The following is a 21,885-nucleotide window of genomic DNA, read 5'->3' on the forward strand; positions in this document are numbered from 1 at the left end:
GGAGGGTACTTATGAAATATGGAAAACGATATATAGGTATGCTAATCATAGCAGCGCTCATTATGGCGATGCTGAGCGGATGCCGAAAAAGTCCTGTATTGGAGCAAAAAATCTACACATCATCCGCGCAGGAATTAGATCCCGATCAGCAGGCTGAGGATAGAGATGAAGACAGCGATGATGAAACGCAGGGAAATGACAAAGTGGATGAAAATGCGCAAAATGCAGATGATAGCGCTGCAACAGAAGGCGTAGCCTCAGCAGATGGTACCGGTACAGGTGCGGATACACAATACAATAAAAATGGAAACGATGATTTAAGTGCACAAGGTAGTGGTTCTTCAGAGGGAAGTGAAGAAGGACTTACGGATAATTCCGCAGAAGGAAATGCAGATGGAAACAATTCGGAAGATGGTGAAGGAAGTAATATCAAAAACGATTCAGATGCATCTGCATCCGGTATCTCGGAAAATGATGGAGAAGAGAGGGAAATTACGGAAGATGCTGATATTGTAGCGGCGCCGGGAGCGGCAGCACAGATTGTGGAGATGGTAGCAGGTAGCGGACATTTGGTAGCATCTTCTCAAAGCTTTACTTCTAATACATATGCCAAACAGTTTTCAGATTATTCCTCAGTAAAAGCACTTTGGACCGGAACCGGCGCAGACCATGGAGTTACGGTCTCTAAATTAATCGATATTGAGGAGCTTGATACGGTCTTTTATATTACCGGAGAAGGTCTTACCAGTTCCCAGGTTGATAAGTTAACAGATGCCGGAATTAATTGTATAGCTTTGCCACAGCTGACTTCTACAAGTAATCTGATTGAGGCTGTGGATGCGGTAGCGGAAGCATTTGACAAGGCAACAGGAGGAGACTCTAAGAAGGTTGCCGCAAAATATGAAAAATGGATTGACCAGGTGCAATCTGACGTAGGCGGTGGAGATTCTTCTTATTATACATTGTACGTCAGTGAATGGGATGATGATGTGACATATCAATTAAAGGGAGATTATAGTGCACTTCCGTCGAGCGCAGGTGTAAGCAGCTCGGGACAAGGGAGCGGTGTGGCACTTGTGCCGGCAGGTGATGCGGTCTTACTTATGAATGAAGTGCTAGAATGGGCGAATGTAGAAAATCAATCACAGCAAGCAAGTGCGGGAGATCATGATGGCTTTTATGCAACACCGATGTTTAATCAGTTTAATCCAACATTTAGCGGCGGTGACGGGGATTATATATATAAAAAGGATAGTGACCATGGGTCGCAGTATGATAATTTTGTATCCGTTAATAAATCCGGCTCATATGTCAGTTTAGGAAGCAGTCAGTTTAAATACCTGATCGTCGGCAGTAGTGAGACGAAATCTGCAATAGAAGACAGCTGGTTTTGGGAAGCAAAGGGAACTGCAAGTGGAGGAAGTCCGATTATTAACGTGGATGGCGGATATTATAATGACGAGCTCGATATCATGTTATATGGAGAAATTAAGGATGATTACGAAATCTGTGTGAATCCAAGCGGAGTCGGCGATTGGGCAGGAGGAAGTATCGAATCTCCGCTAGAAGGCTACTGGATTTCTTATATTTACGATAATGGAATTTCCAAATCGAAATTAAAGTCAGCCATTAAGAGTTTCTACAACACATTTTATGGAATCTCCTTATCAGATAGCCAGATTTCATCGATGATATAAGAGGTGATAAATAGTGAAAACAATGAAAAAACGGGTTTTGTCGGTTGCAATATGCATATGTATGATTCTTGCGATGGGAATGCCGACAGTGACAAAAGCATCGACAACACAAATAGATGTCCGGACGCAATCAGAACTGGTTGCTGCACTTGCATCTGCATCAACAGATTGTGATAATCCGACCATTATTTCCCTGACGGCGGATATACAAATAACAAGCGCATTAACGATACCTCAAAATACATATGTTACAATCCAGTCAAAAGGAAGTACCATTTATGAACTGAAATATACGGGAGAAAGGCTTACAAATTCTACATCCGCATTTATGACAGTAAATGGGGATTTGACGATTTCAAATGTAACCGTAAATGCGAATGAACTTGCAAGGGTTATCTATGTTGGTGTGAATAAAACAGGATATGCAGGAAGTGTGCATTTAAAATCAGGTGCCACCATTGAAAATGGAAGAGAAAGTGCAAGTGCTGTAAGTGGGCTTGGAATCTATATTCCAGCCGGCACAGAAGAGTACCATGGAAGTCTCACGATGGAAGAGGGCGCAACCATAACGAAGAATTATAATCGTTGCGGCAGCGGCACGAACTACAGCCTTGAAAGTGTTCATGGTGCCGGAGTAGCCATCGAAGCATATACAGAATTTACCATGACCGGTGGAGAGATTTCTTATAATGGAGATTATTCTGCTGATAATTCAACCGGTACGACCGGTGCCGGAGTCTATGTGATAGGAAGTAAAGCGACCTTTAATATGAGCGGAGGAACGATTGCGAATAATACTTCTATCGCGAGTGGAGCCGGATTATATGTGGGAACTTCCGGTGCAAAAGTTGTATTATCACAGGATGCCGCAATTACAGATAACAGTGCATGCTGGGAGTCAAACGGAGATTACAATACAACGAATGCGAAGGGCGGCGGAATCTATATTGCATCCGGAACAGTGCAGATGTACGATCAGGCCTGCATTTCCAATAACAAGGTGAGTTCAATAGGATTAAGCACGGATAATTGGAATGGAAGTTCCTATGTAGCCTGCGGAGGAGGCGTATTTGTGCTAGGCGGCTCGTTTGAGCAATACGGAGGTACAATCAGCAATAATACCGTATCTTGTGAAGCAGAAAATCCGGATGATATTGCTTATACATGCGCAGATGGAGGCGGTGTGTTTGTGCAGGCCGGAACCTATATCATGAATGGAGGAAGCGTTCAGAATAATGAGGTTGAAACCAATATGACTTCCAATGAGGGAAGCGGTAATGGCGGAGGCGTCTATGTAGGATTTACGGCATCAACAAGTAGTGTAACACCGGGAACTTTTACCATGACAGGTGGTAGCATCACGGATAATAATACGACTTCCCATGGAAAAGATTTAATGGTGGAAAATCATGTTCATTTGGAAGGGACAACAACAGGGCAGGCATCAAGTGGAGGAACTGTGCAAGCGACCTATGACTGGGATGCCTATGCTACCCCGCTGGTACAGATTGAAGGAGCGATAACGATAGGGGATGCATTTCTTCGAAGTGAAGCGCAAGATGCAGACGGCAAGGCGCAGCAATCTGTTTTTACGGTAACGGATTCTTTAGAAAACGCATCGATTGGTCTTGTTCTGGAAGAAGAATCAGAGCAATGCGTGGTTGCATTAGAAGGTGATGCGTATGATTTAGAAGACACAGATGCAGATGCATTTGTTTACGATTCACAAAGTTATGAAATAGGTTTTTTATCAAGTTCTAAGATAGGTCTTGTGGAAAAGGGAGTGGGGAGAACTTCCCTTACAGATGCGGGAGCTACGATTTGCGTTGAGGAAACATCTGTATATACGGGAGAGGAAGTTTTGCCGGCAATCACTGTGAAGATAGGAGATGATGTCTTAGAGGCAGGAACGGACTATTCCGTTTCCTATAAGAATAATATCGAGGCGGGAGAAGGAACGGTTATTGTTCGTGGAATCGGTTCTTACAAAGGAAAATTAACAACGTCATTTACGATATCTCCGGCTGATTTATCTGCAACAACGGCGGCGGAGATTACATCTAAGTACTATACCGGTGAGGCGATTACACCGGCGGTAAGTCTAACATATCAAAACACAGAACTTGTGCAGGATACCGATTACAGCATTTCCTATGAGGATAATACCGATGTGGGAGAGGATGCTAAGGTGATTCTTACGGGAACCGGCAATTATACCGGAACAAAAACAATTACATTTTCCATATTAGATGCTTCGGGCATGGTGAAAGTGGATAACGAAGAAGAGTTAGTAGCTGCGCTAGAGAACGCGTCGGACATTTTAATTACAACAGATTTTAGTGTAACGCAAAGTCTTGCGGCCGGGGAGAATCTAACAATATATGGCAATGGAAATACTTTAACTTATGAAAATGAAGCGAGTAAGACCACCATGTTAGAGATCTCGGCAGAGGTTAAGTTGAAGGATCTGATCATGGATGGTGCTTATAATGGTCGATTACTTATGATTGAATCGCAAGGCAAGGTCGAATTGTCATCGAATACCTCTTTGTTGCGTGGCAGATATTCGGCATCCACCTCGGATGTGGGACAGATGGTATATAACAGCGGAGAACTTCAGATACAGGATGCCCAGATAGCAACGCTTAGCAAAACCGCATATGGTGGCGCAATTTATAATGCAGAAGGGGCCAATCTTGTTATGGAAGAAGGAGCCTCTATTAGCAATATAAAATGTGCAAGAGGCGGGGCTGTGATTAATTTGGGAACGTTTACATTAAATGGCGGAACCATTAGTGAATGCCGGGGAGAGTCTTCACTGGCAGCAGCTGTGACAAATAAGGCAACTTTTGAGATGAACGGAGGTACCATTTCGGGAAGTTCATGCGAAAGACCTGCTGTATATAATACGGGAACGTTTTGCATGACAGCCGGTGAGATTTGTGACAATACCAATACGTATACAACGTCATCCGCTGCCGGAGGAGGTGCTGTATGGAATCTTGGAAGTGAAGCAACCATAACGATGACAGGTGGAAGTATTCATGACAATGTTTCTTATAACTCCGGAGGGGGAATTTTTGTCGGAAGCGGAAGTGTTACGGTAAATGGAGAAGATGCCAAAATAATTAATAATAAGACCTATCGTGAAGTTACAGGATCAACCAATTCGGTCAGCGGACAGAGCAATGGCGGTGGGGTGTTTGTTGCATCCGGTGAATTTGTTTTGGAAAATGGTTTGATAGAAGGTAATAGCTGTACTTTTTACACGAGTATAGAAAAAAGAGCCGGTTTTACAAATGCAATTAATGGTGGAGGCGTTTTTGTTTATAAGGGAACCTTTAAGATGAACGGCGGGACGATTTCCAACAATACGCTTTATGCACAAAATGAAGAGGACGATGCGAGCTTAAACAGAGGTTTGGGAGCAGGTGTGTATGTGGACGGCAAAGGGACATTTGTAATGAATGGTGGAACGATCACAGGTAACGCATCGGATTATTCTGAGCCTTATGAAGATGGAATTCACCTGGCAAATCAGACGATGGATTCTTCGAGTACAAGTGCAGTAGCTTCGATGACGATGACTGGTGCGCCGGTAATAGATGAGGTGATTAACCTGCCAACAAAAACCAAGGTTGTGATTGGTGCAGACGGACTTAGCGGTAGTCATACATATCAATTATATTGTTCTGCATTATCGGCAGGCTCAACCATTGTAGTATTTGCAGATGAGACAACTGCAACGCAGGCTATGGCATCTTATTTTACATTAAAAGATGGATTGTCATCTGTAGAATATGATGAGGACAGTAAAAGCCTGATTGTAGGAGCGATTCCATTCTCAGCACTGAATATTTCTTTGGTGGATGGAACCAATCCTTCCTATATTTACACCGGAAAAGATATCAAACCGGAAGTGATGGTAACCGCGAGCAACGGAGAAGATTTATCGGCAATTGCGCTGTATGATTATGAAGATAATCTGGATGTAGGAGAAGGAACGGTGACGATATCCGGTGACGGCACCACGATTTCAGATGATAGTGTTACATTTTCTTTCACTATAACACAGAGAAATCTTGAAGATGCCCAGATTAGTGTAGGTAAGGCGTTGTATACAACAAAGCCTGTTGAGCCGGATGTGGAAGTACTAGTAAATGGATATGCGCTTCCTGCAACCGATTATGATATAGAATATGAAAACAATATTAAGATATCCAATGAAGCAGTGGTGAAGATTACGGCGGCAAGTGATAACGTGACAGGGGAGATTGAGCAGACCTTTTCCATTGTTGCAAATGGCGGGAAACTTACACAGACAATTACGGGTGTTGAGAGCAGTTATACCAAGACATATTCTTCAAAAACGTTCTCACTACCAGCCAAAGCAACTAATGAAAATGCGTCGCTTAGTTATGAATCCTCGAATACGAAGGTGGTTCAGGTAAGTAGTAAAGGTGTTGTGAAAATGACCGGCTATGGAAAGGCAACCATCACAATCACTGCAGCGAAAACAGATAATTACAAATCTGCAACCAAGAAAGTGACCATAGTTGTAAAGCCGAAACAAGCTAGCTTAAAAAAGGTTGTTAATAAGAAGAGTAAATCCATCACAGTAAAATGGAAGAAGGATTCGCTTGCAAGCGGCTATCAGATTCAGATTGCCACGAATAAGAAATTTACAAAAAATGTGAAATATTATCAAATCACGAAAGCATCCAAGACGTCTAAGACCATAAGCGGTCTCAAAAAAGGAAAGACCTATTATATAAGGATACTTGCTTATAATAAGTCGAAAAATACGTATTCACTTGGTGCTTACAGTTCTGTAAAGAAAGTGAAAATCAAAAAATAAGCAAAAAGCTGTCGTAATTAGGAAATTGCGGCAGCTTTTGTAACAAGAACATTTTTAGACTGTTATTTTACCGAGTTGAAGCTTGAATATACCATGAAAATCATCTATTGTATAATTTAAGTGAGAGAGAGGAATATAGATGATTAAACAGTTTGATCAGGCATTAAAACAAAATGGATATCGATTCCTTTCGGTGCGCCCGGAAGAAGCCGGAGTTTATTATCGGCAGATTGGGAATCTTGTGCAGGTTGTGACCGGCATACAGTGTCATGAAGGGTTTGATTTGACCACTCAATTGGTGCAGCGAATGCAAGCTTCCATTGAGAAGTTGTTTTCAGGAAAGGAAAGCGCGCAATTTGGAATCCTGCCCATGAAAGAGCCAATCCGGGTGCAGCAGATGGTCGTCTTGCTAAGCGAAAGTCCGGCAAGGGAGCGTGCAGTATGTGCAAGTGTTCGTGGGGTATGGATGATCGATACCGCGGCAAAGCAACTGATGATTTATGAGAATCAACCGGCGGATTTTTATGGGTTAAATGCTATATTAGAACAGCTGCTAATCGGTGAGAAAGAAGAAAAGACAGCATCGGTAAATCGTTCGAACATGCGTCAAAGGATTAATCGGCGGATTGGATATTGTAATTTGGCATTAATCGTAAGTAATATTATCATTTTTGCGATGTTGAGCGTTATTGGCGATACAACCGATGCGAATTTTATGGTAGAACATGGAGCGATGTATGCGCCATTTATAACCGCGGGCAAAGAATGGTATCGCATTTTTACGAGCATGTTTTTGCATTTTGGATTTGAGCATTTGCTGAATAATATGATTATTTTGGCTTGTATTGGCAATTATTTAGAACGCACGATGGGACATGTACGATATCTAATCTTATATTTTATAGCGGGAATGATAGGAAATATGGGTTCTTTGTATGTGTCAATATACGACCAGGATTTAGCGGTGTCTGCGGGTGCTTCCGGCGCAATCTTTGGCGTGATTGGAGGATTGTTGTGGGTTGTGATTTGCCATAAGGGAAGATTGGAGAATCTAAGTACAAAAGGGCTTTTGATTATGATTATTTTAAGCCTGTATTTTGGTTTTACATCAAGTGGCGTAGACAATGTAGCACATGTGGCAGGACTGATTGGCGGCTTTGTCTGTGCAATGATACTATATAGGAAAAGATACCGTCATTGTCTTTGACAGTGCCTGTAAAAATATTTATACTCAAAGTATGCGAAAGCAGTAGCTTCGCAGAAAGGAAAGCTTATGAATATTAATATTTATTATGGTGGGCGAGGTCTTTTGGATGACCCTACATTATATGTCATTAATAAGATCGAAGAAGTTTTATTAGAGCTTCGGGTTAACGTGAATCGTTATAATATTTATGAAAGTAAGAATTCGATATCAACGCTACCGCAGACCTTGAAGGATGCAGATGGAATAATACTTGCAACGACGGTAGAGTGGCTTGGAATCGGTGGATATATGCAACAATTTTTGGATGCATGCTGGTTGTATGCGGATAAAGAAAAACTGGCAACAACATATATGCAACCGGTTGTAATGTCCACAACGTATGGAGAGCGAGAAGGTGTTTTGACACTGGAGAATGCCTGGGAGATTTTGGGCGGTTTACTTTGTTCTGGTCTTAGCGGATATGTGGATGATCTTGTATCTTTTGAGATGAATCATGATTACAATCTCCTTATCGAAAAGAAGGCAGAGAATCTTTATCGCACGATTTCGCAGAAGATGAAATCATTGCCGACATCAAATCAGGCGATTACGAAGACGGTGCAAAGAACACAGAAGATGGAGCTGACCCCACAAGAAAGTGAGCAGCTGTCGCAATATGTATCGGATGATACTTATGTTAAAACGCAGCGTGAGGATATCGAAGAGCTGGCATCGATGTTTAAGGAAATGCTCGGAGAGATGAAAGCAAATGAGAACCGCGACTATGCGCAGATTCTAAAGAATAAATTTCAACCACAGGAAGAATTTGCTGCAAATTATCTGTTTTTGATAGAGGGCGAAGACAAACCATTACAGGTTGTGGTAAACAATCATATTATAGAATTTTCTCGGGAAGAGACGGCAAATATTGATGCTTACGCCAAACTGACGAAGGAATTGTTTGACGACATTATAGAAGGGAAGATGACGTTCCAAAGAGCATTTATGACCGGAGAGATGACCGTGAAAGGAAATCTTAAAACGCTTAGAATGTTAGATCATATCTTTCCATTTGCTTAATACTGTTCCATATATTTACTGACAGGAGGATTTCAGGATGAAGGATGATAATTGTATTTTTTGTAAACTTGCCGGTGGAGATATTCCGACTCGCAGCATTTATGAGGATGAGGATTTTAAGGTAATCTTAGATGCAGCTCCTGCTACAAGAGGACATGCTCTCATCTTACCAAAGCAGCACTATGCAGATATCTATGAGCTGGATGAGAAGGTTGCTTCTAAGGTCTTTGTGTTAGCTAAGAAACTGGCAACTAAGATGACAAAAGCGCTAGGTTGTGATGGTTTTAATATCGTACAGAATAATAAAGAAGTTGCAGGTCAAACGGTATTTCATTTTCATATGCATTTGATTCCAAGATATGAAGGAGACGGTAATCAGGATAAGTTATGTTGGAATCATGCCAAGTTTACGGATGAGGAGTTTGATGCGATTCAAAATGAGCTTCAGTAGTTTTGGTTGTGAGGGGGATGCTCCCTCGTAGGCATACTATTTTCGCCTGCACCGACCCGCCGCTGTTCGGTTCTTTCCTGCGCATCGTGTGATTCGCTCGCCGGCGCCCGCGTTCTGCTAGGATTGGTATTTAAACATTACAAGAAATGACCCGCTGTGCCTTCGGCACACCTTATGTCATAAAAAAAGTGAAGAAACAGCAAGCCAGCTTGCGTTCTTCACTTTTTCTATGCCTGGTCTGCTACGCAGACGGGTCATTTCTTTACATCAACGGAGGCAGCCTCGGATCGCCTGATGTCTCGCTATCGATGCTCGTCAAGAACCGGCGGCTCTCGATGTGCAGTTCGAAAATGTATCCTACTCGGTCACTGGAGGTTCCCAACCGAAACTAAGTTGAGGGGAGATGCAGCCGGTAGGGGGGTGGAGCCGGACTGAAACGTGGTTAGCTAGGATGGATGCGAAAGATTACATCCGCGTTATAATCAAATCCTTATAATTTTAATTATTTCCACGAAAAATTCTTGTTTGACATTCCGAAAAAACGCGACTATAATGAAACGCAATGAAACATGACAAAACAAGATAGAATAAAAATTATTAACGGGGGTGTTATTCTGTTTTGTTTGTTTCTGTATAGTTTATGAAGAAATTACAGAATGAACTGAATATGAGGGGTTATTAGAATGAAGAGCAAGTGGAAGTTAGTAGTTGTTGTATTACTTGCACTATGTATTGTTGTAAATGGGGGAGAAGTTTGTAACAAGGCTATCAAAGCCCATTCTAACATAGCATGTCACGAATCTGAAGAAACAGATTCCGCCCGGGAGTGTTTCTCTGTAGATGTATATCAGCAATTGGAAAAAGTTATTAGTCAGCAGGAAGATGCGCCATACGACGGATATATCATATCTTTAAAAGAGCCGGTTCCGCAATCAGTTACGGCACAGATTGAAGAGGCCATAAAAGACGGAGCCCATTTATCTAAAATGAAATATTCACCAGGGAAATACATTGCAGAAGATTTGGATTCGATAAAAAAGTCAATCGATGAATCTGCAATTTCTTATATTGAGCCTGATTATCAGGTGACAATGTTGGAAGGTGAATCAAAGACATTATCGACTACAAAACCAAACGACAAATATTATGAAAGCCATCAATATAACATTACCAACCTGAACATTGTTCCGGTATGGGAATCCGGTATGGAAGGACAGGATTTTGATGATACAACGGATATGGATTATGATGGCGCGGCAGATGATGACGATATCGTGGTTGCAGTCATTGATTCAGGCTTAAAGGAAGGCCATGAAGATATTGACTGGGATCGTATCGTTGAGGGAATTAGTTTTGCCGATGGAACAGAGCAAAATGATACGAATGATGTGGACGGTCATGGTACTTTTGTTACCGGTATTATTGCGGCTGAAAAAGACAATGAAGTCGGAACCGCCGGAATCTTGCAAAAGGTTAAGGTCATGCCGATTCGGGTGTTTAACGGGGAATCTGCATCTGACAGTGTTATTGTAGATGCCATTAATTATGCCGCAAAGCAAAAAGCGGAATTTGATGAGAGCAAGGGAACTAAGGGAACAAATATTTCGGTTATTAACATGAGCCTGGGAAGTTCAGCCACATCAGAATCCATGATGGAGGCCTGTCAAAATGCCATGGACCAGGGCGTTCTGGTAGTTTGCGCCGCAGGAAATGACGGGGATTCTACAAAAAGTTATCCTGCTCAATATTCCATGGGAGTGGGCTCAGTGGACAGCACCAATACTGTGTCTAGTTATTCTCAGCGGTTGTCCAAGGCCAACGGTACGGATTATGCCAATAAGGTATGGGTTACGGCGCCGGGAGAGCAGATTACAAGTCTATATTGTGAAAGCACAAAATCCTATGGAACTATGAGCGGTACAAGTTTTTCCAGTCCGGAAGTGGCAGCTCTAGGCGCACTGTGTAAAAGCTTGAAAAACGATATTACACAAGAAGTGTTTATGGAACTTTTAAAAGAAACTGCTGTAGAAAAAAGCGGTTCTTCGGGAGATGTTGAAGGCCAAGATGTTGAATATGGCTGGGGCCTTGTGGATTTCAAAGCAACAACGGAGCATTTAATTACGGAACTATTCGGAGAACAAACCGGAGATTCAGAGGTTATGGTTCGAGTTCAAAACGAGGCCGGATCGGAAATATCGGATTCTTATGTTTCCATTTACGAAATAGATACGGATGCACTGGGACAACAAATCAAAGGGGAAGAAGTTAAGGCCATAGAAAAGGATACTTGGGCATTGAAAAAAGGAAAGCCGTATTTATATACTGCACACGCAGAAAAATACGACTATAAAGAAGATACTTTTGTTGTCCTTACCGGAAAAAGAACTTTAACTATTACTCTGCAGGGAAAATCATATCCGGTGAACTTTACAGTAAAAAATACTAAGGGAGAAGAAATAAATCTCTCATCGATAAGTGTTAAATCCAGTTCTGGAAAGACATACACTGCGGAAGATGACGGATCTTATATGTTGAGGAACGGAACATATAAGTATTCTGTGGAAGCAGAAGGATATTTTGATACTGCCGGCTCTTTTACCATTGATGATATTAGAGATGATTTAAAGGAAGGATATCGGGTTCCGGTGACAATGCGGGGAGACCTTGATGTGTGCTCTCTAGAACTGCGAGTGAAGGGTGATTTAGAAGACGGGGATGTTACATCACAGACGACGATAACCCTTACGGATGAAAATGACAATCCGATAGAGGTATATAAAGACGGCAAATACAAGCTGGATGCGGGAACCTATCACTATACTGCCTATCATGATTCCTACAAAGCAATTTCCGGAACTATTCAAATTACGGCAAATGACATTGGCACGGATTTAATGCAATATTTGCAGCTGGACGGCAAATTATATACGGTGACATTTCGTGTATTCCCATTAACAGAAGATCCGGATATTACGGTTTACGATGACTACGGGGAAACTTATACGCGGCAAAAAGGTAGCAGGAAAGTAGACAACATTAATTATCGCCTGACAAACGGAACCTATTACTATTTAATCGACGGCGGGGATATGGGTACCTACAAAGGAACCTTTGAAATGGAAGACGGAATCCTTACCACAACAGGCTTGTCCATTGGGGACGCGGCGATTATGGAAAAATCGGGCACCCGGGAATTAACGGTCAACATGCAAAAGGACAGCAAAGGAACTGTTTTTTCGGACAAAACCCTGGTTCCGGATTTGGAGGATTTGCAAAATAGTGGGAACAACGAAGAAACCGCAAAGCATGTGCATAAATATCACAGCACTGTAACAAAGGAGCCCACTTGTACGGAAACCGGAATTCGCACCTGGACATGTGAAGATGGCGATGATTCTTATGAGGAAACCATTGATAAGTTACCCCATAGCTTTGATGAAAACGGTGTGTGTACTGTGTGTGGGACATTGGAGTCTGACACAATTGAAGATGATGATTGGTTAACCATTCATTGGGAAGATGAAAGTGGCAAGGTGATTGAGCGAAAAGTAGCTCTTTCGCAGCTGTCGGAGTATGAAACGAAAAAGGAATATACCATGATGAGTTCCTATTATGGAACCTCGATTTCCTATACCGTATACGGAATTACCCTTAATGATTTGTTGGAACATTTTGGAGGAGCCAATCGATGCGTAACCAATTTGCATGTTGTGGCAATGGACATTTCCGAAAATAAAGACTCGGAAGGCAATTTATATAACATTGATTTGGACTGGGAGCAAATGGATGATTCGATGATAGCCTGGTACACCATTAATAACAGTACCGGAGAGGAACGTACCGGATCAGAAGAAAACAATATGCGTATTGTGGTGGATAATGGCACTTCTGACCTATGGTTATACGGACCGGATGTTGCAACTTTTTCTTATGGAGAACATTCCCACAGCAAGGGAGAAACAGTGGAGCCTACCTGTACTGAAGAAGGATACACAGAATATACTTGTACAAAATGTCATAACACCTATCAGACGGATTTTACGGAGCCTACCGGTCATGTGTTTGATGCGGAACGGGATGTGTTGACGGAGCCTACATGCATATCAAAGGGTTATACCACTCATGTTTGTAAGATCTGTGGGAAAACCGTAGTGGATTCTTATACGAAGATAAAACATGAGTTACAAAGGATTCCCGGTGTGCAAAGTACTTGCGAACAAAATGGAACAACCGAGTATTGGAAATGTACGGTTTGTGGCATGATTTTCGGGGATGCACAAGGGTCGTCCATAATCAGCGAACCAGCTGTGATAAAAGCTTTGGGACACGATTATGATAAGATTACATACACTTGGTCGAAGGATAAGACGAAAGTTACGGCAAAAGCGATATGCTCTAGGGATTTGAATCATGCTATAACGGAAACGACTAAGGTGTCAGTAAAGGTTATCAAAAAATCCACAACCCAAAAAAAGGGAATCATAACTTATACAGCCGGATTTAAAAACAATATATTCAGTACTCAGACAAGAAAAGAGTCCATTGCTAAGATAGATGTTGAGAAAGTAAAAATTAAGCAGATTAAAACGAAAAAACATGCGGTCGTTCTTAAATGGGAAAGCGTAAAAGGAGCAGACAAATATAAAATTGCCTATCGAAAAGTAGGCGCAGGGGCATGGAAAACCGTAATCGTAAGTAAAGTACAAAAAAAGATTTCTGGTTTGGCTTCCGGCTGTAAATACCAGTTTAAGGTTGCTGCGCTAAAAAAAGAAACTAAGAAATGTGCAAAAGCAATGGGAAGCTATTCAAAAACGAAAAAAGTAAAAATTAATTAAGACAGGAGAAGATTTCATAAGGAGTGAGGGGATTTTTATGAAAATTATAAACAGAAAGGTAGCAGGATGCCTCGCTGCCTTGACAGTTGGAACTATGCTCTTTTCTCAGGCGAATTATAAGCCGGTTTACGGAGCATCTCAAAAAACAACAGTGTCTTGGGCAGGTTCCGGAACAAAGTCCGATCCATATATAATTTCTTCGGCCGCGGATTTGTCAGCACTGGCATCTTATATTAATGATGGAAAAGGAACCGGAAGAAAAGATTATTTTGAGCAAACAAACGATATTGATTTAGCTTCTTTGGATTCCTGGACGCCTATTGGCACCGATTCCATGGTGTTTTCCGGGGTTTTTGATGGAAAGGGATATGAAATTACCGGAATGAAAGCAGTCGGTTCTAATTATGTGGGTTTGTTCGGACATATTTATGACGCCGAGCTTTATGACATTCATGTTTCCGGTGAAATTGAAGTAGAAGCAGGAAGCGGACTTTCTGCGTATCGATACGTTGGAGGCGTGGTTGGATGTAGCGGTAAAACATCTGCTATTGATGAAATAACAGAAGATTCAGTGGTGGAAGGATGCGTAAGTAGTGTGAATATCACATCGAATTATACAGGAAACGGTGGAATAATCGGAAAAACCGTTTCGCCAACTATTGTAAAAAACTGTGTTTACGATGGAACTATCATGCTAAAGGAAAAAGGAAATTATTATGGGAATGGTTCTACCGCCGGAATTCTTGGATATTGTGGATCAAATGATGATATTAGCAACTGCGTGAATACCGGAACCATTAAAAACACCGGAACTGGAGATACGTCTATTGGCGGTATTGTGGGAAAAACTAATTTTTCCGTAAATGCAACCATTGAAAATTGCTATAACACAGGAGACTTGATGACCACCGGCACTTACAGTTCCGCTGGAGTTGGGGGAATTATTGGTTCTAGAACAAATTGGTACGACAAAAATAATACTTCTTCCGAACCCTATGCGTTGGTTATTCAAAACTGTTATAATTCCGGTTCGATTACAGCACCGAATAAAAGCGGAAATGCCGGTGGAATCATTGGCTATACTCTTGCGGAAGATTCCTACGGAGATCCGGTGATCACCGACGAAAATACCAAAAATGTGTATTCTCTTTACAAATCTTCTAATCGGGTGATTTGTTCTGATAAGAATACGGAATTAAAACACACCCTGGAAACGGCGGAGGTATTTTATAACGATCCGGATAGCGAACAGTCCCTATCCTGGCTTTTGGAGCAGCTGGGGGATGCTTATAAAGAAGATACCAATTATACCAATGGAGGATTCCCCCTTCTCACCTGGCAATCGGCGGGAGAGGCCTTGACCGGAGAAAACGGCCGCGCAGTCATATGCGTTACCTATGATACGGAAGCAAACCGGGAAGTAGGAGGAGAACCGGTGATTAAAATTGACGGTGAGAATGTGGATAAGAATGCCCAGGTGCTTTCTGCCGGAGAACACTCTTATGAGGTTTCGGAAACGGGATATGAAACGGTTTCGGGAACTTTTGAAGTGGAAAATGATTTGGAAAACATCAAAACCGTTTCGGTGAAACTGATTGCAAAAACTTATACATGGAACGTAAAAGTTGTGCCGGCAACGGCTTTAGTAAAGCTTTATAACGAAAACAATAAAAAGATTTCCTATACTTCCTGCGACGACGGGACATATACCTATTCTCTTTACAACGGAGAATATACCCTGTACGCATCGGCAGAGGGATATTATGATTCAAACGATGCAAGGCATGGAAATGAAAACAGTGAATTTACGGTATCCTACAGCGATGGGAATTTTGAACTGTCCTTAAATGAGATTCCCGAAACGGCGCCTCAAGAGCCGGAAATGAAAGATGGCTATTATTTAATCACAAAACCTCAGGAATTAGCATGGATTAATGATCAGGCAACATCCGTAGATCAGGACGCGGCTAATGAAATGGCTTCTGCAAACATTCGACTTATGAATGATTTGGATATGACAGGTTATGATTGGTATCCAATGAATGGATTGGAATTGGAATCTAGGGTTCAAGGCACCAATCATTACAGTGGGGGTAATTATACCGGTGTATTTGACGGAAACGGTCACACAATTTATAACTTAACCCTAACTCGAAAAAATCTCGCTTACGGATCGGTAAATGGGGACCGTCTGGATGCGATAGGTTCTTTATTTGGATATACAAAAGGCGCAACAATAAAGGATGTGGGAATAAAAGGAACGATTCATGTCAGTGATGCACCACTGTCAAGCTCCGGAGATTACATTCAAGTTGGTGGAATCGTAGGAATGGCACAAAGCATGACGGAGATTACCGGAAGCTATGCAAATGTGGATATTTCCTTAGATGTCACAAAAAACGAAAGTGGTAACAACGTTGGATATTACTATGCTTGCGATGCTTATATTGGAGGAATTACAGGATCTTTAACCACAGGTTCCGTGATTACAGACAGTTATTCTTCCGGCTCTATTGTTGGGGAAGGAATGAACACCGTAAATATCGGAGGAATCACGGGAAGTACCAGAGGGGACTACCATGAATATGATGAAGCAACCGGTGAATTGATTTTTGAACAAAAAAATCAAGTAATTCGTTGTTATTCAAATATGGATATTTCTGCTTCACCATATGGGCAGACCTCCTATATCGGTGGAATTGTAGGAAAAGTCAGAAGCAGTTCCTTGGGGACGACGCCAGAGATTTATTGTAATTTTGCATTGAATCATACTTTGATCGGCAGTTCCGATGAAAAAGTTTGTGCCAATCGGGTCATCGGAAATGCGGAAGTTTTTGCCGATTCCGGATTTTATAATTACGCAAAAGAAACCGTATCCATAGAAAATGCAAAGCAGGAAGATACTACGTCAAATGACAAAACCGGTTACGGAATCGATATCAGTCGGGCCGATGCAATATTATCTGGAACTTACACCAAGGTTGGTTGGTCTGATGAAATCTGGAATTTGGATGTCTTAAATGAATATCCCCATCTTACGTGGGAAAATGTCACAGCTCATGAGCATAAATATGAGGAAGTCGTTACACCGCCTACTTGTTACGATTATGGTTATACCACTTATATCTGTACGGTGTGCGGAGAACAGACGACCGGTAATTTTGTAAATCCTTCTCATACTTATGGTGAATGGGAAGAAAGCACGGAACATGCCAATTGTCATTCTCATGTTTGTGCTGTTTGTGGAGCAAAAGAAACGAAATCCCATCGGTGGAGCGAAGGTAATGTAACAAAAGAGGCTACCTGTACCGAGGAAGGAGAAAAGACATATATTTGCCAGGATTGTGGAAAGGTTCGCACGGAAATGATTCCGCCTTGCAGTCACAACCTGAAAAAACAAAATAAGCAAAATGCAAGTTTAAATCATGACGGAAACTGTGAATATTACGTATGCAGTGAGTGCGGAGGTATTTTTGCAGATCAAGACGCGGTAGTTCCCTTGTCCGTGGAAAGTATAGTGATTCCGGCACTTTCTAAAAGTTTAAAAATCACTTACATCTGGTCGTCAGACTGTAAAACCGTTACGGCAAAAGCGGTGTCCACACGGGATTCCGGTTATACCATTACGGAAAAGGCAACTACTTCCTGCAAAATAACAAAGAAGGCCACAAAAACAAAAGCCGGATCGAAAATTTATACGGCAACCTTTAAAAATAATATATTTTCGACCCAGAAAAAAACAGCTTCCATTTCCAAAATACATTTAGAAAAGCCGAAGGTTTCTGCATCGTTAAAGAAGGGAAACAAAATAAAAGTTTCCTGGAAAGCCGTAAAAGGTGCCACAAGTTATGTGGTTGCCTATAAAGAATCAGATGGAAATAAGTGGAGCACCAAAAAGGTGACCAGGAAAAATGCCACAATTTCCGGATTGGAAAAAAATGCTGTTTACGAAATTAGGGTTGCAGCAGTTAAAAAAGCCACGAAACAATCGAAAAAGACAACCGGTAGTTATTCAAAGGTGAAGAAAGTACATAGTTAACAAGGACGTATAGATGCGAAGAGGTAGTAACATGAAAAACCAAATGAAGAAATGGAAGAAAAAACTTGCTTACATTATTGTAGCGGTAATCATGATTTCGGCGCTGTTACCCTCAGGGCTTGTTCACTCAAAAGCTGAAGAGGATTCTGCAGTTACGGTATCTATTAAGGAGGGACAAGTTAAGAGCCTTGAAAATGGAAAATCATATATTATTCTAGCATACTATGATGGGGCAAAGGCAATGTCTGCTATGGCAAAGGGAGTTTCTGAAAGTTCCGGAACATACAATTATTTAAAAGCGGTTTCGGTAACTGACAACGGTACAAGCATTACATTTCCATCGGAGGAGGACGCTGCCTATTGCAAATTTACGGCAGAAGAAAATTCATCCGAAAAAGGAAGGTTTCGGCTTCGTAATGGTTCCGCATGGTTATACAAATATTATCAAATGATGGAACCTACAGGGGATGAATCCCTGGCATCCTGGTTTATCTACAGTAAAAGCAATGGATTGCAACACACGAATTCCGACTATATATCAAATTATAAGGCTGTTACTTATCGAGAGGGCGTGTTTAAAGGTTGGACGTCGGTAACTTACCCCCTTTATATTTATGAAATCAACGAGGCCGGGGAGGAATATACCGTTAACTTTGATTCTAACGGAGGTAGTGCAGTAAGCGCAGTATCGGTAGAAGCAGGAAAGACGGTAACAAAGCCGGAAGATCCGACCAAAGAAAATTATAATTTTGCCGGTTGGTTTACAGATAAAAATTATACGATTCAATGGGATTTTTCTACAGCGATTAATGAATCGATTACCCTGTATGCCAAATGGGAAAGCGTAGACGGAGAATCTTTTAATGTTTATGTACAACATGTGTGTTCGATGGAACCGGGAAAGACTTATTTGATTACCGACGAGAGCGCCACCCTTGCCATGAAGGCGGAAAGCGGTAATGAATTGTATGATAATACAAGAGGAGCTAATGAGGTTATCAGGAAAACGGATTCTGGCAAAACTTATTTTACCTTTCATAATCTGGAAGAAAAAAAAGAATGCGTATGGCTGTCCGGTTCTTATGAAGGTGGCGGGGACGGAGAGGTTACCTTGAGTTATAACGGGGAGTTGTTAGATTCATATCTGTCGTCCTTACACTATCCGGCTCAAGTGGATGACAGTAATGTTTATGTCAATAATATATTGTTTTATGCCGATGAGGAAGGCATTCACTCTGCGGATACGGATTCTCTTTTGTGTTATCGCACATCCCCTTCCGTAATGGTAGGATTTGCTCCAAACAGCGGGGAATCGGCTCAGCTATACGAAGTGGTTTCTGAGGATTATGTGCATACCCACACCTTAACCCATATTCCCGAAGTGACACCGACCTGTACCGAGAAGGGAGTCGGTGAATATTATAAATGCGCAACCTGCGGTCTCCTTTTTTCCGATGCTTCGGGAGAAAATATTATCTCGGCGCCGACGGTGCTTGAGGCAACGGGCCATGATTACGGAGAATGGACATTCATCAGCGAAAAGAAGCATCAGCGTATTTGCAAAAACGACAGTTCCCATATTGAAACCCAAAATCATAACTGGGATGTCGGTATGGTAACAAAGCAGCCTACGACAACGCAAGCCGGAGAAATCACATATACTTGCAGTGACTGCCAAGAGCAGCATGTGGAAGAGATTGCGTCGGTTACCGGAAATTGTTCCGAAGCGGACAGCGCAGGATATCTTGTATCCGTGAAGCCGGCAACCGCTCTGGTTGCAGGAAAACAATATGTGGTTTTGTCCGAAGATAAAACGAAAACTATGGAAGCTTCCAACAAAGCCACGGAATACGGCGGTCTGCGATTATCCGCAGCGGATATTACACTGGCCGAAAATGACGAAGAGATCTCGTTTCAATCCTATGGAGATGCCGACGGCGCCATCTGGGATTGCAAAGAATCCGCAGATGCAGTTGTTTTAGCTAATCATGAAGATTATTTATATAACAATCTGGCATATTTGTGGTGTGAGAATTCTGATGATGATACAGAGGAGGGCACGGTATTTTCTTACACATTTAATGAAGAAGAAAATTACGGATTATTGGTCCCAAAAGGAAGTACTTCCTATCATGTAGGCTATGACTCGGAAAATGATGCTTTTTTGGCGCGGCCCGACGTAAGCTGTTTTGTTTATGAAGTTGTGGAGGTTATAGGGTATAATGCTGAATCCTCTCACCATTTGGTTAAAGTAAAAGCACAAGATCCAAGCTGTAGCAAAGAAGGAAATGTTGAGTATTACATTTGCTCTAAGTGCCACAAAATCTTTAAGGACAGCACCGGAGCAGAGGAAAGCCTGATAACAAGGGAAGATACGGTGATTCCGGCTAAGGGTCATGTCCTTGAGAAGGTTGAATCAAAAGAAGCTACTTGTGAATGCGAAGGAAACGAGGCTTATTATATTTGCAGTCAGTGCCACAAGTATTTTTCGGATGCTGAGGGAATTCAGGAAATCCAAGAGGGAGCCTGGGTGATAGAGCCACTGGGGCATGACTGGGATGAAGGAGAGACTACAACGGAAGCCCTATGTGAAACCGGCGGAGTGATTACTTATACTTGCAAACACAATTTGAGTCATAAAAAAACCGTAATCGTATCACCGGGAGGCCATAATTGGCAATTGGTGGAGTCGGTAGAGGCAAGTTGCACCGAAGACGGTTATGAGATTTATCGTTGTACCAAATGCCATACGGAAAAGAAAATGAATATTCAAAAGGCAACGGGTCATACTCCTGTGACAAGAGTTGAAAAATATCCTGCTACATGGCAGTCACCGGGAGAAAATGAAATCATTACCTATTGTAGTAAATGCGGAGCAGAACTTAGTCGGGAGTATGTGATTGTTCCCCCTGTTTGTTCAGCGTATGAAGATGTGGTATATCAGTGGTCAAAAGACGGTAAGAGAGTAACCGCAACGGCTGTAAATAAAAACGATACTTCAAAAACATTGACGGAAACCGTTCCGGTAACTACTGTGGTAACAGAAAAAGCCACCGATAAAAAATCGGGATCTATGAAAGCTACAGCGGTATTTTACAATGGCATTTTTACAACTCAGACAAAAATAATTAGTATACCGGCAGAGAAACTGGATGCTCCAATTATTAATGGAATGAAAAAAGGAATTTCAAAAAAACAATTGCAATGGAGCAAGGTTTCCGGAGCCGATGCCTATCGGGTGTCCTATCAAAAAGTAGGGAGTACAAAGTGGATAACAAAAACTCTGACGGATACGAAATTAACGGTTTTACAGCAAAAAGAAGGTACATGCTGGAAATATCGGGTAGCAGCCATCAAATATGCAACGGACACAACACAAAAAATCATAAGTGATGATTCTGCCATGTATTACTATTATGAAAAAAAAGTGTCCGAGTTTAAGCTGAAAGCTTTGAAAAATGCTATGAAGATTTCTTGGAAAATAGATAAGAAAGCTTCCGGATATCAGGTGGTCTATTCTAAAAACAAAAACATGAAAAGCGCTAATTATATTGAGGTAAGAAGTGCCAAAAAAAAGAATAAGAAAATCAGTAAACTCAAGTCAGGACAGAAATATTATGTCCAGGTTCGACCGTACATATTAAAAGACAAGAAAAAATACTATGGTGATTGGTCAAGTAAAAAATCAATAAAAATATAATTACAGAGTTTGAAGTAAAGTTTGAGAAAATGAAGGAGA

The 21,885-nt window shown here is 41.6% G+C and carries 8 protein-coding genes; all 8 read left to right on the top strand.

Features of this window, described 5'->3' with window-relative positions; translation table 11 throughout:
- Positions 1-11: 11 nt before the first annotated feature.
- Positions 12-1,697 carry a substrate-binding domain-containing protein gene (locus BLS20_RS00355; RefSeq protein WP_090170804.1) on the top strand — a complete coding sequence of 562 codons (1,686 nt, stop codon included), beginning with the start codon at positions 12-14 and terminating at the stop codon, positions 1,695-1,697.
- A gap of 22 nt (positions 1,698-1,719) precedes the next feature.
- On the top strand, positions 1,720-6,555 hold the full coding sequence (locus BLS20_RS00360; RefSeq protein WP_423230165.1) for a fibronectin type III domain-containing protein: 4,836 nt from the start codon (positions 1,720-1,722) through the stop codon (positions 6,553-6,555).
- Positions 6,556-6,694: 139 nt separating this feature from the next.
- Positions 6,695-7,762 carry a rhomboid family intramembrane serine protease gene (locus BLS20_RS13850; RefSeq protein WP_242870498.1) on the top strand — a complete coding sequence of 356 codons (1,068 nt, stop codon included), beginning with the start codon at positions 6,695-6,697 and terminating at the stop codon, positions 7,760-7,762.
- Between the two features lie 66 nt (positions 7,763-7,828).
- A complete protein-coding gene (locus tag BLS20_RS00370) occupies positions 7,829-8,821 on the top strand; it encodes an SCP2 sterol-binding domain-containing protein (protein WP_090170811.1) in 993 nt (330 codons plus the stop codon).
- Between the two features lie 37 nt (positions 8,822-8,858).
- Positions 8,859-9,272: an HIT family protein gene (locus BLS20_RS00375; RefSeq protein ID WP_090170814.1), complete on the top strand. Its 414-nt coding sequence runs from the start codon at positions 8,859-8,861 to the stop codon at positions 9,270-9,272.
- Positions 9,273-9,955: 683 nt separating this feature from the next.
- The gene (locus tag BLS20_RS00380) at positions 9,956-14,107 is read left to right on the top strand and encodes a S8 family serine peptidase (RefSeq protein WP_090170817.1); all 4,152 of its coding nucleotides are present in this window, start codon (positions 9,956-9,958) and stop codon (positions 14,105-14,107) included.
- 37 nt (positions 14,108-14,144) lie between these two features.
- A complete protein-coding gene (locus BLS20_RS00385; protein ID WP_090170821.1) occupies positions 14,145-18,146 on the top strand; it encodes a fibronectin type III domain-containing protein in 4,002 nt (1,333 codons plus the stop codon).
- A 31-nt stretch (positions 18,147-18,177) separates the two neighbouring features.
- A complete protein-coding gene (locus BLS20_RS00390) occupies positions 18,178-21,846 on the top strand; it encodes an InlB B-repeat-containing protein (RefSeq protein WP_176762216.1) in 3,669 nt (1,222 codons plus the stop codon).
- Positions 21,847-21,885: the final 39 nt, after the last annotated feature.

It is taken from the genome of Eubacterium oxidoreducens (genome assembly GCF_900104415.1).
In the GTDB taxonomy this organism is placed as follows: Bacteria; Bacillota; Clostridia; order Lachnospirales; family Lachnospiraceae; genus Eubacterium_C; species Eubacterium_C oxidoreducens.

Excerpts from the sequence above, each read along its gene's own strand:
- BLS20_RS00370 (WP_090170811.1), top strand. The coding sequence starts at position 7,829 with ATGAATATTAATATTTATTATGGTGGGCGAGGTCTTTTGGATGACCCT.
- BLS20_RS00355 (WP_090170804.1), top strand. The coding sequence starts at position 12 with ATGAAATATGGAAAACGATATATAGGTATGCTAATCATAGCAGCGCTC.
- BLS20_RS13850 (WP_242870498.1), top strand. The coding sequence starts at position 6,695 with ATGATTAAACAGTTTGATCAGGCATTAAAACAAAATGGATATCGATTC.
- BLS20_RS00380 (WP_090170817.1), top strand. The coding sequence starts at position 9,956 with ATGAAGAGCAAGTGGAAGTTAGTAGTTGTTGTATTACTTGCACTATGT.
- BLS20_RS00375 (WP_090170814.1), top strand. The coding sequence starts at position 8,859 with ATGAAGGATGATAATTGTATTTTTTGTAAACTTGCCGGTGGAGATATT.
- BLS20_RS00360 (WP_423230165.1), top strand. The coding sequence starts at position 1,720 with ATGAAAAAACGGGTTTTGTCGGTTGCAATATGCATATGTATGATTCTT.
- BLS20_RS00390 (WP_176762216.1), top strand. The coding sequence starts at position 18,178 with ATGAAAAACCAAATGAAGAAATGGAAGAAAAAACTTGCTTACATTATT.
- BLS20_RS00385 (WP_090170821.1), top strand. The coding sequence starts at position 14,145 with ATGAAAATTATAAACAGAAAGGTAGCAGGATGCCTCGCTGCCTTGACA.